This is a genomic window from Roseiarcus sp. (assembly GCF_052145395.1).
Lineage (GTDB): Bacteria > Pseudomonadota > Alphaproteobacteria > Rhizobiales > Beijerinckiaceae > Roseiarcus.
This window is the reverse complement of sequence record NZ_JBKQOT010000068.1, coordinates 1-14,877: the sequence shown is the minus strand read 5'-3', so window position 1 is coordinate 14,877 and position 14,877 is coordinate 1. Positions and strand designations below refer to the sequence as shown.

At 67.5% G+C, this 14,877-nt stretch carries 12 protein-coding genes and 1 pseudogene; 9 read left to right on the top strand and 4 right to left on the bottom strand.

Translation table 11 applies throughout. The annotated features are described in order from the left end of the window. On the bottom strand, positions 1-1,327 hold a 1,327-nt coding region (locus ACLP25_RS02360; protein ID WP_442467634.1), incomplete at its 3' end, for an alpha/beta fold hydrolase. Here ACLP25_RS02360 and ACLP25_RS02355 point away from each other — a divergent pair. From ACLP25_RS02355 to ACLP25_RS02345, 3 genes are all read left to right on the top strand, one after another. Then, the gene (locus tag ACLP25_RS02355) at positions 1,296-2,069 is read left to right on the top strand and encodes a hypothetical protein (RefSeq protein WP_442467633.1); all 774 of its coding nucleotides are present in this window, start codon (positions 1,296-1,298) and stop codon (positions 2,067-2,069) included. The two genes, ACLP25_RS02360 and ACLP25_RS02355, sit on opposite strands and share 32 nt — an antisense overlap. Positions 2,070-2,251: 182 nt before the next feature. After that, a complete protein-coding gene (locus ACLP25_RS02350; RefSeq protein ID WP_442467632.1) occupies positions 2,252-2,689 on the top strand; it encodes a hypothetical protein in 438 nt (145 codons plus the stop codon). A 97-nt stretch (positions 2,690-2,786) separates the two neighbouring features. Further along, entirely contained in the window at positions 2,787-4,004 is a 1,218-nt protein-coding gene (locus ACLP25_RS02345; protein WP_442467631.1) for an LL-diaminopimelate aminotransferase, read from the top strand. Between the two features lie 37 nt (positions 4,005-4,041). On the opposite strand, the gene ACLP25_RS02340 is transcribed toward ACLP25_RS02345, so the two are convergent. Continuing rightward, positions 4,042-4,602, bottom strand: a complete 561-nt coding sequence (locus ACLP25_RS02340) for a polysaccharide biosynthesis/export family protein (RefSeq protein ID WP_442467630.1) — start codon at positions 4,600-4,602, stop codon at positions 4,042-4,044. 160 nt (positions 4,603-4,762) lie between these two features. Between ACLP25_RS02340 and ACLP25_RS02335 the strand changes: the two genes are divergently transcribed. Both ACLP25_RS02335 and ACLP25_RS02330 read left to right on the top strand, forming a co-directional pair. Continuing rightward, positions 4,763-6,742: a GumC family protein gene (locus ACLP25_RS02335; protein ID WP_442467629.1), complete on the top strand. Its 1,980-nt coding sequence runs from the start codon at positions 4,763-4,765 to the stop codon at positions 6,740-6,742. A gap of 851 nt (positions 6,743-7,593) precedes the next feature. Continuing rightward, positions 7,594-9,085: pseudogene (locus tag ACLP25_RS02330) on the top strand (Do family serine endopeptidase). Between the two features lie 475 nt (positions 9,086-9,560). Here ACLP25_RS02330 and ACLP25_RS02325 read toward each other — a convergent pair. After that, positions 9,561-9,959: a VOC family protein gene (locus ACLP25_RS02325; protein ID WP_442467636.1), complete on the bottom strand. Its 399-nt coding sequence runs from the start codon at positions 9,957-9,959 to the stop codon at positions 9,561-9,563. 95 nt (positions 9,960-10,054) lie between these two features. Between ACLP25_RS02325 and ACLP25_RS02320 the strand changes: the two genes are divergently transcribed. Continuing rightward, positions 10,055-10,750, top strand: a complete 696-nt coding sequence (locus ACLP25_RS02320) for a helix-turn-helix transcriptional regulator (protein ID WP_442467628.1) — start codon at positions 10,055-10,057, stop codon at positions 10,748-10,750. Positions 10,751-10,845: 95 nt separating this feature from the next. Here ACLP25_RS02320 and ACLP25_RS02315 read toward each other — a convergent pair whose 3' ends face one another. Next, entirely contained in the window at positions 10,846-11,607 is a 762-nt protein-coding gene (locus ACLP25_RS02315) for a bestrophin-like domain (protein WP_442467627.1), read from the bottom strand. Between ACLP25_RS02315 and ACLP25_RS02310 the strand changes: the two genes are divergently transcribed. The 3 genes from ACLP25_RS02310 (at position 11,606) to ACLP25_RS02300 (ending at position 14,673) form a co-directional block, all read left to right on the top strand. Beyond that, entirely contained in the window at positions 11,606-12,349 is a 744-nt protein-coding gene (locus ACLP25_RS02310) for a histidine phosphatase family protein (protein ID WP_442467626.1), read from the top strand. The two genes, ACLP25_RS02315 and ACLP25_RS02310, sit on opposite strands and share 2 nt — an antisense overlap. Positions 12,350-12,746: 397 nt before the next feature. Then, on the top strand, positions 12,747-13,952 hold the full coding sequence (locus tag ACLP25_RS02305) for an MFS transporter (RefSeq protein WP_442467635.1): 1,206 nt from the start codon (positions 12,747-12,749) through the stop codon (positions 13,950-13,952). 70 nt (positions 13,953-14,022) lie between these two features. Beyond that, positions 14,023-14,673, top strand: a complete 651-nt coding sequence (locus ACLP25_RS02300; RefSeq protein ID WP_442467625.1) for a MarC family protein — start codon at positions 14,023-14,025, stop codon at positions 14,671-14,673. Positions 14,674-14,877 lie beyond the last annotated feature (204 nt).

Sequence of the window (14,877 nt, the reverse complement as noted above, 5' to 3'; positions counted from 1 at the left end):
GAAGGTAGAACATGTGGTTCGCCATGGGCATGCGGGTGGCGTCGGCGTTCCACACCAGAAGGTCGAAGGGCATCGGTTCTTTGCCCTTCAGATAATTGTTGACGTAGTAAGACCAGATCAGGTCGTTCGGCCTCAGCATGTTGAAGGCCTGCGCCATGGACGTGCCTTCGAGATAGCCCTGCTCGGCCATACGCTGTTCAGTCTGCTTCAACTGCTCCGCGTCGACGAACACTTTGAGGTCGCCAGCATCGGTGAAGTCGATCTGGGTGGTGAAGAAGGTCACGCTGTCGATCCGGTCGTCGCCGACCGCCGCCATGTAGCCGAGCGTCGCGGCGAGCAGCGTGCCGCCGACGCAATAGCCGATCGCCGTCACCTTGCGCTCGCCAGTCGCCTGTTCGACGGCGTCAAGCGCGGCCAGAATGCCTTCGTTCATGTAGGCGTCGAAATCCTTGTCGGCGTGCCTGGCGTCGGGATTAACCCAAGAGACGACGAACACGGTCAGGCCCTGCGACACCGCCCAGCGGATGAACGATTTCTCCGGGTTCAGGTCGAGGATATAGAACTTATTGATCCAGGGCGGAAAAATGAGCAGCGGCCGCCTGTAGACGTCGGGCGTCGTAGGCGCGTACTGGATGAGCTCGATGAGGTCGTCGCGGAAGATCACCTTGCCGGGCGAGGTTGCCATGTTGACGCCGAGCTTGAAGGCGCTGGCGTCGACCTGTCGGATGCGGATGTTGCCCTTGCCGGCCTCGATGTCCTCGGCCAGCATCTTGAGCCCCCGAACGAGGTTCTCGCCGCTTTCGGCCAGCGTCGCGCGCAGCAGCTCCGGGTTGGTGCCGATGAAGTTCGACGGGGCGAAGGCGGCGGACACCTGCTTGAGGTAGAACTGGGCTTTGTGGCGCGCATGCGGCTCCATGTCGTCGGAGTGCCTGACGAGGTTCTCGGTCCAGTCAGACGTCAGCACGTAGGCCTGCTTGAGGAAGTCGAAAAACGGATTGTCGCGCCACTCCGCATCGGAGAAACGTTTGTCCTTGCTCTCGGGTTCGGCGATCGGCTTGGCCGTTCCGCCCTGGAAGCGCTGGAGCGTGGCCGCCCACAGATTGATGAACTGGGTCGCGAAGGCCGTCTGGGCCTCGAACGCCCGCCTGGGGTCGGCCATGTAATATTCCGCGACATGGCCGAGCGAGCGGACCATCTCGCCAACCTCCTCGGAGACGTTGGTCTTGACCTCCCCGGTTTCGCGCGGACGCAAATAGGCCGCGAAGATTTTGCCGACGAGCTCGATGGCGTTGGTGATGTTGCGGGAGAGCGCCTCGACGTTCGGCATCGGATATTGCGCGCCGAAGCCGACCGGCTCGCCCTGGGCTGGGGGGCGAGACGCCGGGCCAGGCGCGGCCTTTGCGGGCCCAGCCTGCGCGGCCGCGGCGACGGGCGGCGGGGCGCTGGCGACCGCCGGGCTCCCGATCTCGGGCGCCTTTGTCGCCGGCTCCACGCGGATCGGCGTCTCCGGCGGCGGAACGTTCGGCGGCGTCGCTTTCTCGGCGGGCGCGGAGTTCGACTGCGCCTCCACGGGCGTCTCGGGCGCGGCTCTGGCGGCCGGCGTCGCGCTCTCGCCTGTCGAAGCGATGGTTGCTTCGGCCGACGCGCTCGGCGACTCCGTCGAGTCGGGCGGCGCAGTCTCCGGCTGCGCTGGGACTGACCTCTTGCGCGACGGTTTGGCGGGAGCGGTCTTGGCGGACACGCGTTTTGCCGTGGCGCCGACCGGCGGCTCCGCCGTCTGCGTCGCCGGCGAGGGGTTTGCCGCCGGAGCGAGCGATTCAGGCGGGTCGGGTAGGGCGGCCGGCGTGTTCACCCAATCGTCGAGCGACTCGGCGTTGGGCGCTTCGGCCGGAGTTTTGCGCGGCTTCGCCGCCGGGGTCTTCGTCACGTTGACCCATTTCGGCTTGGACGACGCGTTGCCCGAGGATGCGGCCGAACTCGACGGAGCGTTGGCGGCGGTCTTGGCTGCACCCGACGCCTTTGGCGACGGCGCTCCTTTCGACTTCGCCGGCCCGGCGCCCGGGCCGTGAGCGATGCCGTCTGCGACTGCCTCGACAGAAGCCCCCTTGGCTCGGGATTTCGAGGTCTTAGCGCGAGTCGGTGCCATGGATGAGCGTTCCCTGTTTCAGTTCGGGGAAGACCCCGTCCCGTTTTCGTCATAATAGGTCACTACGCCAGCATGACGCCATAACGACTTTTGACGAGATGGCGATTGTTCGGTTCGGACGAAGGCGAGCAGGAGCAGAGGACGGGCGACATGGTCGCAGCGCGCGTGACGAAATGGGCGTTGGCGTTCGCCGCCATCTGCGGCAGCGCCTCCGTCGCTGCCGCCCAGCAGGCCGACAACCCGATAAAAAGCGTGATGAAGATCATCGGGTTCGCGACCGACGCGCCAAAGGCGCAGGATTTCGTCGTCCAGTCGCGGCCGCAGAAGGACCCGGACTACATTCCGATCTTCCAGCCGCCGCCGGAGCCCGCTCGCCCGGCCCTCAAGGACAAGGATCTGAGCGCGCTCAAGGGCGATCTCGATTCGGTGGAAAAGCGGGCTGATGCAGTCCGCAGCGCGTTTCCGCCCGCCGCCAAGGCTGTCGCCGAACAGCAGGCTGACGCGAAGAAGGCGAAATCGACGCCGGCGTCGGCCGGCCAGTAGCAAGGGTTTGCGGCGGCGCCCCGCTCGATGCTAACAGAACCGTGACGGCGGGAAGCGCCGGAAAGCCGGGCCATTTACCCAGGGATTATTTTCTCAGATGAGCGATTTTCACCGTGTGCGGCGCCTGCCGCCTTACGTCTTCGAGCAGGTCAACAAGCTCAAGGCCAAGGCCCGCGCCGCTGGCGCCGACATCATCGATCTCGGCATGGGCAACCCTGATCTGCCCGCGCCGAAGCATGTGATCGACAAACTCGTCGAAACCGTCGGCAAGCCGCGCACCGACCGCTATTCGGCCTCGAAAGGCATCGCCGGCCTGCGCCGGGCGCAGGCGGGCTACTACGGACGACGCTTTGGGGTGAAGCTCGACCCCGAGACCCAGGTCGTCGTCACCCTCGGCTCCAAAGAAGGCTTCGCCAACATGGCGCAGGCAATCACGGCGCCGGGCGACGTCGTGCTGGTGCCGAACCCATCCTATCCGATCCACGCCTTCGGCTTCCTGATGGCGGGCGGCGTCATCCGTTCGGTTCCGATAGAGCCGACGCCGGACTTCTTCGTCGCGCTCGAGCGTGCCATCATCCACTCGATTCCGAAGCCGATCGCAGTCGTGGTCTGCTATCCGTCCAACCCGACGGCGATGGTGGCCTCGCTCGACTTCTACAAGGACCTCGTCCTGTTCGCACGGAAGCACGAGATCTTCGTGCTGTCCGACGTCGCCTACGCCGAGGTCTATTTCGAGGACGAGCCGCCGCCGTCCATCCTTCAGGCGCCGGGCGCCTTCGACGTCGCCGTCGAATTCTCGTCGTTGTCGAAGACCTTCTCGATGGCGGGCTGGCGAATGGGATTCGCGGTCGGCAACGAGCGGCTTTTGGCGGCGCTGGCGCGCGTCAAGTCCTATCTCGACTACGGCGCTTACACGCCGATCCAGGTCGCGGCCGCGGCGGCCCTCAACGGGCCGGAGGACTGCATCCGCGAGATGCGCGCGACCTACAAGCGCCGCCGCGACGTGATGATCGAGAGCTTCGCCGCCGCCGGCTGGGCGATCGACAAGCCGAGCGCCTCGATGTTCGCGTGGACGCCGGTTCCCGAGCGTTTCCGCCATCTTGGCAGCCTGGAGTTCTCCAAGCTCCTGATCGAGAAGGCCGACGTGGCGGTCGCCCCAGGCATCGGCTTCGGCGAGCACGGCGACGATTTTGTCCGGCTTGCGCTGGTCGAGAACGAGCAGCGCATCCGTCAGGCGGCGCGCGGCGTTCGCCGGTTCTTCGACACCGCCGACGACACGCTGCACAACGTCGTGAAGCTGAAGCAGCCGGCGTGAGCGCTCGGATGATCTCAAAAGGGCGCGCGGGCGCGCCCTAGAAGAGCTGGGCTCGCACGGTGATCGTGTCGCCGGGCCGCACCGGGTAGGAGAGCGGCGCGGCGAAGGTCGCCGGCTGACCTCCGACAACGCGGGTGAGCGCAACGCTCGTCTCATTGGCGAGGGGCGCGAATCCTCCCGCCACTGCGACCGCCTGCTGGACCGTCATGCCGTTGATGAACGGATACTCTCCGGGGCAGCCGACTGCGCCAAGTATGAAGAACGGCCGGAAGTCCTCGACCTCGATCGAGACGCTCGGATCACGCAGGTAGCCTTGGCGCAGCCGTGCGGCCACCGTGCGCTCGAGCTCGGCCGTCGTCAGGCCCTGCGCGGGGACGCGGCCGATCAGCGGCATCGAGACGGCGCCCGAGCTGTCGACCGAATAGGTGTTGGTGAGATCGCTCTGGCCAAAGACGAGGATGCGCACCCGGTCGCCGCCGGCCAGCCGGTAAGGCGCGTTGACGGCCGCCTGCGGCGCCGGCGCCTCAGAGGGCGGCGTCGCGCAGCCCGCGAGCGCCGCAGTCGCCAGAATTGCCGCAAAGACCCGCAAGAGACTCATCGCAACATCCGCGCCGCAAGGCCGGGCGCACGGGTTCGGTCTATCGAGGTATGGTTAACGAACGGCTGACGGTGCGACAGTCTTAACGGTCGGGAAACCATGTCGGACGAAACTGCGCCTGAATTCGCAAGCGTTCGACGAGCGTGAAGGGACGGACCGAATGGCCGACGCCAGGAGCGAAAATACCGTCGACCGTCCAAGCTTTCTCGCCGGCCTCGGCCGGCGCTGGCGGTGGATTGCGGCGGGGACGCTGGCGGGGTTGCTCGCCTGCGCGGTTTTCCTCATCGCCGTCCCGCCGCGCTATGCCGGGGTCGCAACGGCGCTCCTTGATCCGCCGCCTGGCGTCGACTCCGGCGGCGGCGCTGCGCCGGTGGACGGGGCGGACGCCGGGGCGCTCATCCTCTCGACCGACATCGCCGGGGCCGCGATTGCAAGGCTTAGCCTCGATGCGAACCCGGAGTTCCGAGGCGAGGCTGCTTCGGACGCCGGCGTAGTCGACGCGTTTCTGTCGCGGCTGACGATTGCGCGGTCGCAGCGCTCGCGCACGGTCGCGATCACGTTCGTCTCGCGCGACCCGGAGCTGGCGGCCCGGGGCGCGAATACGGTCGCCGAACTCGCCATGCAGTCCGTCAACGAGGCGAGGGCGAGGGCGGCCCGCGCTCAACAGGCGCGGCTCGCTGAGAAGATCGCGGACGCTGAGGGCAGGGCGGCCGACGCGGATGCGAAGGTTGAGGCCTTCCGCGCCCAGTCCGCGTCGCAGCCGGAGGGCGGTCCAGCGGCCGGGGCCGATATGTCCGCCGACCTCAACGCGAAACTCTCCGGCGCGCGCGCCGCCGAGGCGGCGGCCTCCGGAAAGGCGGATATGTTGCGGCGGCTCGAACGGGACGGGCGCCTTGCCGACGCGCCGGCGTCGGTTGCGGATGACGCGTTGCGGCGCCTTCTCGATCAGCGCGCTGCGCTCAGGGCGGAGATCGCCGAGGCTTCGAAAACCCTGTTGCCCCTGCATCCGCGGATGAAGGATCTCGCCTCCCAGCTTGCCGGCCTGGACGCTGCCGTTCGTGACTCGGCCGATAGGACCGCCCGCGCGGACGAAGCCGAAGCCCGGCAGGCGGGCGCCGAGGCCGACAGGCTCGAAGCGACCCTCGCCGAGCGAGCGAAGGCCGCCGCCGCTCCGGCCGCCGCCGCGTCGCTTCAGTCGCTCGAGGCCAAAGCGAAGGCGGCGCACGACGACCTGGCGTCCTATCAGCAGATGGCGCGGGAGGCGCGCGCGGCCGCCGAGGCCGACGGGGCGCGGATCCTGGCGCGGGCCGAGCCGCCGAAGGCGCCGATCTTTCCCAAGGCCGGGCCGACTCTGCTCGCGGGCGGGTCCGCCGGCTTGATTCTCTCGGCCCTTGCCGCCGCCGGCGCGGCGCTCGTGGTGCGCGGCCGCAAGTCGAGTTTGCCGTCGGCGCCGGTCGAGCCGGAAACCCTCAAAGTCGCGCCGCCGCCAACGGTGGCGGAGCTCGATTCGGCCCAGGCGCCCGCTCCGCCGCTCCGCGCCGCTCCGCCGCCCGGCGCGCTGGATGCCGCCGCCGGCCTCGTCGAGACGCTCCGGCGGATGAAAGCGAAGGACAATCTGGTGGTTCTTGTCGCGGGAGACCGGACGGGACAGGCGCTCGCGATCGCGCTGGAAGCCGCGCGCAGCTTCGCCGCGGAGCGTGACGCCGTCTTCGTCGACCTCGGCGAGACGCAGGACTGGCTCGCCGACATCCTTTATCGCGAAGCGCCCGACGAGCCGGCTGTCGTCGGCCTTTCCGACCTGATCGCGGGGCGCGCGGGCTACGGCGCGGTGATCCAGCGCGATTTGTCGTCGAGCCTGGACGTCGTCCTTCCGGGAGCCAGCGGCGGAGGCGGGCGCGTCGAAGAGGCGCTGACGGCCTTTGCGGCGGCCTATCCGGCTGTCGTCCTGCACGCCTCGAATTGGCGGGTCGCATGGGCGCGGGCGGCGGCGGCCTTTGCCGATCTGGTCGTCATCGTGGCCCCGGCTGCGCGGGTCGAGGCGGCGCGGGAGGCGGCGGAGGCCGCCCTCGGCGACGCCTGCCCGACCTTCTTGCCCTTCGCCGTCCGGGCGGCGGCGAGGACGGCCGAGCCGGTCGGCTGACCGGCGGGCGGCCGGGCGGAGGTTTTCAAATCTGGGCCGGTTTTGAGCCTTTTCAAAGCGTTGCAGCGCTTTTTCCAGGCGGCCTCAAACGCGCTTCGTTCTTCCGGATCGCCACGTCCGCGCGGAACCATGGGTTCTCGCGAATGTCGGAGAGGCTGGATCTGCGCGCGGTCGCGAAGCGGTTCGAGGACGGCGCCGAACCCAAGCGCCAGCGGCGCCGACCCCAAGCCAACGCGGCGCCGACCCCAAATCCATGCCAACTTTTTGCAGGACTTGCCCATTGCCGTTTCGAGCGTTTTCAAGGGTTTCCGACGCCACTGCCAGCACGCGCGAGCGCTTGGCCCTCGGGGAGTCGCTCGCAAAGTCGTCCGTAAGGACGCCGGCGAGCGCCCTGGCGGCGCAGGACGGGAAAGGGATCGGGAGGAGCGTGTTCGGCCACCTCTGAACCCTAGCGCTATTTCTGTTTTTGGGAAACAATCTGTTTGCTTTTATCGCGTTCGCGGTTGGTCGAGCAATGGGAACATCGCACCAAACGAGCCCTGTTTCGCGAAGGATAAGGGGGTCGAGCGGATGAGGTCGGGACCCTGCGGATAACAACGCGAGCCGTTGGCGCCGGCGCTCGGACCTTGAGCGACTGTTCGTGCAAATGCAGGTTGGGTTTCCTCATGAATAGCGCACGTCCAGATCATGAATTCGATCGGCATGCGCTCATAATCAACGCTCCATTAACGTCAGTCGATCCCGGCGCGAACGCTGATCACTGGATAAATCTTAATCCGGCAGGCAAAGGCCCGAAACGTATCGGCGCATACGCTTCGGATCCGGGACAACCCAACGAAATTGGAGCGACCATGTTCAGTCATCATTCCTTCGAGGGTTCGCGATTTCGCAATCGCGTCCTCGCCTCTGCCGCCGCGCTCGCGCTCGTCACGGCGGGCGCCGTGAGCGAAGGCGCGCTGACGACGCAGTCTTCGGCTGTTGCGGCGCCCGTGCCGACCGCCGGTCTCGCCGCCCAGGCCATGCCCTCGTTCGCGCCGCTGATCGATCGCGTCAAACCGGTCGTCGTTTCGGTCAAGGTGAAGATCGTCCGCCAGAACGACCAAGGCGGCCAGGGCGGCTGGAGCGAGCGGTTCGGCAATCTGCCGCCAGAAATCCAAAGATTTTTCGGACCCTTCGGCGAGAACGGCGTTCCTAGCCCGCAGTCGGTGGTCTGGGGCGAGGGATCGGGGTTCTTCATCTCGTCCGACGGCTACATCGTGACCAACAATCACGTCGTGCAGGACGCGAAGTCGGTCACCGTGACGACGGACGACGGCAAGGTTTTGGACGCCAAGGTCATCGGAACCGACGCGAAGACCGATCTGGCGCTCCTGAAGGTCAACCAGCCCGGCGACTACCCTTATGTGAGTTTCGCCAAGGACGCCCCGAAGATCGGCGACTGGGTTCTCGCAATCGGCAACCCTTATGGCCTCGGCGGCAGCGTCACGGCCGGAATCATTTCCGCCAAGGGCCGCGACATCGGTGACGCTCCCTACGATCGCTTCCTCCAGATCGACGCTCCGATGAACAAGGGCAATTCGGGCGGCCCGACCTTCAACGAGGACGGTGAGGTGGTCGGCGTGAACACGGCGATCTATTCGCCGTCCGGCGGCAGCGTCGGGATCGGTTTCGCGATTCCTTCGGGCACGGTCGAACGGGTCGTGACGGCGCTCGAGCACGGCGGGGTCGTCGAGCGCGGCTACCTCGGCGTGAAGATCCAGGCGGTCGGTCCGGACATGGCCGAGGCGCTCGGGCTGAAGAACGCCCACGGCGCGATCGTCGACGAGGCGATGGCGGGAACGCCTGCGGCGGACGCGGGTCTCAAACCCGGCGACGTGATCACCAAGGTCAACGGCGACGAGGTCGAGGACGGGGGCGACCTGACGCTGAAAGTCGGCCAGTAAGCCCGGCGACAAGGTCGAGCCGTCGATCTTGCGCAACGGCGCCGAGCAAACGGTCAGCGCCACCCTCGCGTCGCAGACGGGGGAGAAGACAGCAAACGCAAGCACGCCGACGCCGGCCGGCCCCCAGCTCGGGCTTCAGCTCGCCCCGGCGCGCGAGGTCGACGGCGCCGGCCAGAACGGCGTCGCGATTGTCGGCGTCGATCCGATGAGCGCGGCCGCGGAGAAGGGGCTTGCGTCCGGCGACGTCATTCTGGACGTCGCGGGCAAGCCGGTGTCGACGCCGCAGGACGTGAGATCCGGCATCGCCTCCGCTCAGCAGCAGGGCAAGAGCGCGGTGCTGATGCGGGTCCAGACCGCCAACGGCGACCGGTTCGTCGCCTTCTCCTTCCCGAAGGCGTGACCGATTGAACCGGAATCGGCGCCCGCGGAGCCGCCGCGGGCCCCGCGCCGCAGTATGCGGCAGTTTCGCCCGGTTCGTGCCGGTGACCAGTTTGCGCGCCGATCGCCGCCTCGCCGCACGCGCTGGAGAACGGCGCGGGGCGCCAGCGGCTGCCTGCGGCGCCCGCGCGCAGCTTCCCGGAGAGTTCGACACCAAAGGAGTTCGTCGCGATCGATTGCATGTCCATTCGGACGCATTGTGGCCGTCGATAATGTCCGCTTTGAATGAACGCGAACCGCCGGCTTTCGGCTTCCCGGTCGGAGCGCCAAGGGTTGGATTCGGCCGCCAAGGGAGTGGGCGAGAGGAAGAGCGCGGCTCCAGGAGGCGATCGCAACGGTGCGAACGGCGTTGGAGGACGGCGCGACCCGTTCCCGGAGCCGCCGGGTCTCACGTCGCCATGGAAGGCGCCGTGATCGACGTCCCTCGGCTCTTCCGATCACCGGGACCCAAACCGCTTTTTTGCAGCGTCGCTGACAGGCGTATACAGACTCACCAGCGTCCCCTCGGGATCGCGAACTTGAGCCGCGCGGTTTCCCCAGGGCAACATCTTCGGCTCGAGCACGACTTCCAACTCATCCTTCAGCTTCGCGAACTCGGCGTCGACGTCATCGACCTCAAACTCGAGGATGGCGGTGCGGTTTGACGTCGGCTCAGCGCTGCCTTCCTTGAAAAGCGCAATCGTTTCGGCGCTGCCGATGGCGAGCGTGGCCCCTGACGTGACGATTTCGGCGAACGCCGGCGTCAGCCACTCCGCCGTTTGGCCCGTCACTTTCTCATAGAAGCTGACAAGGGCTTTGATGTCTCGGGCGATGAGACGCGTGGAAGCAAACTTCATGGCTTGATCCTTCCCATTTCCGTGAGGCGCGGTGCGCATGACCGAACTTGTGCCACAGGCCTGCTGCCAGCATCCTGTCAGCAGGAGTGAACTCGATGCGGCGCGCCGACCGTCTGTTTCAGATCATTCAGATTCTGCGCCGCTCGACGAGGCCGGTGACGGCCGAGGCGATTGCGAGCGAGCTCGAGGTCTCAAAACGCACAGTCTATCGCGACATGGCCGACCTTATCGGTCGGCGGGCGCCAATCGAGGGAGAGGCTGGGCTCGGATACGTACTCGGCGCCGACTACGACATGCCGCCCTTGATGCTGACGCCGGACGAAATCGAGGCTGTGGTCCTGGGGGCCCAGTGGGTGGCCGGGCAGCCGGATAAAATTCTGGCCAACGCCGCTCAGGACGTGATCGCAAAAATCGCGGCCGTCGTGCCCGAGCCGATGCGTCCCTTGATCGCTGCGCCGGGCGTGGGCGTGAGACCGAGAGCCAAAGCGCCCGAGGGATGGATCGACGCATCCAGGCTCCGACAGGCTGTCCGCAAGGGCTTGAAGGTGCGCCTTCGCTATCGCTCGGAGAGCGAAGAAGAGACCGAGCGAACCGTCTGGCCGGTCATCGTCGGCTATGGCGAGGGGACCGGAACGCTGATCGCATGGTGCGAGCTGCGGCAGGATTTCCGGCACTTCCGGATTGACCGGATGATCGAGGCTCGTGTGCTGGACGAGACGATCGGACTCCGCAAAGGAGACTTACGCACCCGCTGGCAACGCTGGCGCGAAGCTGAGCGCGCAAACCCTTGAGGGAAAGACCGCTTCCGAGCGGGCCGGGGAGTTGGGCGTCGTGCAGCCGACCAACGCCAAGGCGGACGTTGAGGCCTGCAGGCGTCGCGCGCGATCTACCGCTCTCGCATCGACGCTGCGGCGTCGATCAGGTTTTCCGGATGCACGCGGACGAAGCCGTTGTGCGGCCCCTCGGCGTCGGCGATCAGCAGAATGGCGAGCGACGCGGTCAGTGGCAGAATCGCATGCGTGGCCGAGGACAGCCGTTCGGCGCCGAAGCCGATGAGAAAATTGCAGCAGGCGCCGACGCCGATCAGCAGCAGCCAGACCTCGACCGGCAGCCGGTTCCGCCACGCGGCCGTCGTGTATCCGTAGGCGTTCAGGACGTCGTTCATGCCCGAAGCGACGAGCGCCGCGACCGCCGTCGGGTGGGCGTTGGTTTCCGGCGCGATCGCGGACCACAGCGCGCTCATCGTCCGGCCCGTGTCGGCTGCGTTCCTGGCGAGCTCTTCAGGCTCCCGGTCGCCGTAGAAGGCGAGGCGCTCGTCGACGAATTGGCCGAGCAGCGCGCGCGCCTTCACCGAGACGTCCGCGGGCATGAAGTCGAGCCGCGCGTATTCCGTGCCGATGGCGTTGGCTTCGGATTCTTCCAGGTTCTTGCGCAGGTCGTAGCGGCTGACGGCCATCGAAATCGCGAATCCTACGATCAGCCCGAATAGCGTGAACATGGCGTTACGCACCAGGTCGAACTCGGCGCGGTCGGCCGGCGTCAGCTTGTGTCCGTGGAGACGCGCGAGCACGCCGGCGGTCGTGCAGCCGACGAATACAGTGAGCATGGTGAAAAACAGGATCAGCGGGTGATCGACGAGCCAAAGCATGAAACGTCCCTCAAGGGCCGGCGGCTGCGGCGCGATGACGCGTTTCGTGGATTCGATTCGCCTCTTGCCACCCGGCGGCTCGGTAAAGCAAATCGGCCTGCGATTGAACCGCTTTCCCATAAGGTCTCCGTTTTTGCCGCCTTTTCCGCACCGCCTGATTTTCGTCCGCCGCGGCGAGACGCCGTACAACGCCGAGAATCGGCTGCAGGGCCAGCGCGACATTCCGCTGGGGCCCCGCGGCCGCGATCAGGCGAGCGCCGTCGGGCGCACTCTGCGCGCCCGCATCGGGTCCGAGATCGACCGGCTCGACGCGACGGACGCCTTTGTCGCTTCGCCCCTTCTGCGCACGCGCGAGACGATGGAGCTCGCCCGCGGCGCAATGGGTCTCGCGCCCGACCGCTATCGCCTCGATCCGGCGCTGAAGGAGCTCACCTTCGGCGACTGGGAAGGCCTGACCTGGCCGGAGGTCAGGGCGCGCGACCCCAAAGGCCTCGCCACGCGGCGCGCGGACAAGTGGGACTTCGTTCCGCCGAAGGGCGAGAGCTACGCGATGCTCGCCGGGCGCCTGTCCGCGTGGCTGCATACGGTGACGGCCGACGCGTTTGTCGTTTCGCACGGCGGCGTCGCCCGGGCGCTGATGACCCTCATCGCCGGCGTGCCCGGCGCAGTCGCCGCCAGCGCGCCGATCGTTCAGGGCCGCGCGATCGTGTTCGAGAAGGGCGGCTACGACTGGATCGGGTGACGAGGGACTGGAAACATAAAGCGATTTGCGTTGTAGACGCGTTCGGCGACGTCGGTGACCGCGTCCCCCGCGATCAGCGATCGCGGCTACAGTTGGACGCCTCGCTCCTCTTGGGAGCGTTCCTTCAAGCAAGATGTGATCGTTGCGCCGTCCGCAGAGGAGTCCGCCGCCAATCGAACTCATGTTAGGAGAGCGGCGCGCAGCGTTGCGCCCACGGCGTCCGCAGTCGCTTGCAGCGGGCGCTTTCCCCGCCGCCCTGGCGTCTTTTTCGGTCGCGGGCGGCCGGCGTCAAACGGGAAACGACCAAGAGGCCGCTTTGGAACGGCCGGCGGCGCGAACGCGCCAACGATCGTCGCCGGCTAGGCGCGTCCGAAAGAGGAGTCCCCTGGTGAATCGCATGACGAGGCCGCCGGCGGCGGCGCAGGCGCCCGAGATTGCGGCGGGGACGATTTTGCTGCTCGCCTCCGCCTGCGGCCTCATCGTCGCCAACATCTATTACGCGCAGCCGCTCGTCGGCCCGATCGCTCAGTCGCTCGGCCTCGCGCCGGGCGCGGCGGGGCTGGTTGTGACCATGACCCAGATCGGCTACGGGCTGGGACTCCTCTTCGTCGTGCCGCTCGCCGCCCGGTTCGAGAACCGCAGGCTGGGGGTCCTCTGCGTCGCGGCGAGCGCGCTGGCCCTGGCGCTCGCCGCCGTCTCCCGGTCGCCGGCGGCGTTGCTCGCGGCGATGGGCGCCGTGGGGCTCGTGTCCGTCGGGGTGCAGGTCCTCGTGCCGCTCGCCGCGCATCTCGCGCCCGAGGCGATTCGCGGGCGGGTCGTGGGGCTGGTGTCGAGCGGCCTGATGATCGGCATCATGGCGGCGCGGCCGGCGTCGAGTTTCGTCGCCTCGGCGCTGTCGTGGCGGGCGGTGTTCGTCGGGTCTGCGGCGCTGATGGCCGTTCTTGCGGTCGTCCTGTCGCGCACGCTTCCGGTCCGTTCGCCGCACACGCGCATCGGCTATGCGGCGCTGATCGGCTCCATGGCGCGCCTGGCGGCCGCGACGCCGGCGCTGCGCCTGCGCGCCTTCTACCAGACCTGCCTGTTCAGCGCCTTCAGCCTGTTCTGGACGACAGCGCCGCTCCTGCTCGCCGGCCCCCATTACGGGCTCACGCAGAAGGGCATCGCGCTCTTCGGGCTGGCGGGCGTCTCGGGCGCGGTCGGCGCGCCGGTCGCCGGTCGGCTCGCCGATCGCGGATGGACAGCGCCCGCGACTCTCGCGGCGATCCTGATCGTCGCCGCAGGCTTCCTTGTCACCCTCGTGGTCCCGCAGGGCTCGACGCTGGCGCTCGCGGCTCTCGTTGCGGCCGCCGTCGCGATCGATTTCGGCGTCCAGACCAATCTGGTGCTCGGCTTCCGCGCCGTTTTCGCGCTGACGCCGGAAGCGCGCGGCCGGCTCAACGCGGTCTATCTGGCGACGTTCTTTCTCGCCGGCGCGGTCGGCTCGGCGGTCGGCGCCTGGGCTTATGCGCGGGGCGGATGGCCGTTCGCGGGCGCGATCGGCCTCGCCCTTCCGCTGGTCGCGCTCGCGCGCTTCATTTTCCGGGCGGCGACAGGGCGCAGTTAGCGCGGGGGCGTTGGACGGCCTCCGTGCGCTTTGCTATCGAGACGGCAGAGGGCGGGGCAGGGGGATTTGGATGCATCGGGAGCTGTCGCTGTTCGTGGGCACGTTCACGACGCTGCTCGCCATCATCAATCCGCTCGAAGTGCTGCCGGTCTATCTTCAGCTCCTCGTCGGCAAGGACGTCGCGACCCACCGCGCCGTGGCGCGAAACTCGTGCTTCTACGCGCTCATGCTCTGCTTCTTCTTCCTCGTGTTCGGCACGCTGATGCTGCGCATCTTCGGCGTTCCGCTCGCCATGGTGCGGGTCGTCGGCGGCATCATTTTGATGCGGATCGGCTTCGAGCTGTTCACCCCGCCCAAGGACGGCGCATTCAGCGCCGGCGCCGCCGCCCCGGACGCCAACATCGCCTTCGTGCCGCTCGCCATGCCGCTGATGTTCGGCCCGGGCGCCATCGCCACCATCATCGGCATGACCGCGACCATCAGACAGTCGAGCGAGGAACTGCTGTCGTTCGTCGCCATCGCCGCGGCGATCGTGCTGACCATGGCCGTCACCTACCTCTGCCTCGCCTATGCGGACCGCCTGACCAAGTTTTTGGGCCGGATGGGGATCGACGCAGCTACGCGCATCGTCGGCTTCTTCGTCTCCGCGATCGGGGTCGGTCTCATCTTCGACGGGGTAGTCGAGGCGCTGGAGATACACGGCGTCACGTCGCTGCACTGAGGCGCAGGCGAACCGACCCGTTTCATTCTCGCAGAGGCGCCGCTCTCAACTCGCCACTCGACGAGCGGCGCCGCAGGCGACGCGCGCATTGGACAGCGGCGCCGACTGGATCATCCTTCGGGACGCGATGCTCGGCATCGCTCTTCAGGATGAGGGACGAGGCGCAAGCGGTTTTGCCTGAGCGATTACCATCTCGCAAGAACT

Bases quoted from the DNA above. Each gene is read 5' to 3' on its own strand.
- ACLP25_RS02315 (WP_442467627.1), bottom strand. From the start codon at position 11,607: ATGCTTTGGCTCGTCGATCACCCGCTGATCCTGTTTTTCACCATGCTC.
- ACLP25_RS02325 (WP_442467636.1), bottom strand. From the start codon at position 9,959: ATGAAGTTTGCTTCCACGCGTCTCATCGCCCGAGACATCAAAGCCCTT.
- ACLP25_RS02340 (WP_442467630.1), bottom strand. From the start codon at position 4,602: ATGAGTCTCTTGCGGGTCTTTGCGGCAATTCTGGCGACTGCGGCGCTC.
- ACLP25_RS02305 (WP_442467635.1), top strand. From the start codon at position 12,747: ATGACGAGGCCGCCGGCGGCGGCGCAGGCGCCCGAGATTGCGGCGGGG.
- ACLP25_RS02320 (WP_442467628.1), top strand. From the start codon at position 10,055: ATGCGGCGCGCCGACCGTCTGTTTCAGATCATTCAGATTCTGCGCCGC.
- ACLP25_RS02310 (WP_442467626.1), top strand. From the start codon at position 11,606: ATGAAACGTCCCTCAAGGGCCGGCGGCTGCGGCGCGATGACGCGTTTC.
- ACLP25_RS02335 (WP_442467629.1), top strand. From the start codon at position 4,763: ATGGCCGACGCCAGGAGCGAAAATACCGTCGACCGTCCAAGCTTTCTC.
- ACLP25_RS02300 (WP_442467625.1), top strand. From the start codon at position 14,023: ATGCATCGGGAGCTGTCGCTGTTCGTGGGCACGTTCACGACGCTGCTC.
- ACLP25_RS02345 (WP_442467631.1), top strand. From the start codon at position 2,787: ATGAGCGATTTTCACCGTGTGCGGCGCCTGCCGCCTTACGTCTTCGAG.
- ACLP25_RS02355 (WP_442467633.1), top strand. From the start codon at position 1,296: ATGTTGCGGGAGAGCGCCTCGACGTTCGGCATCGGATATTGCGCGCCG.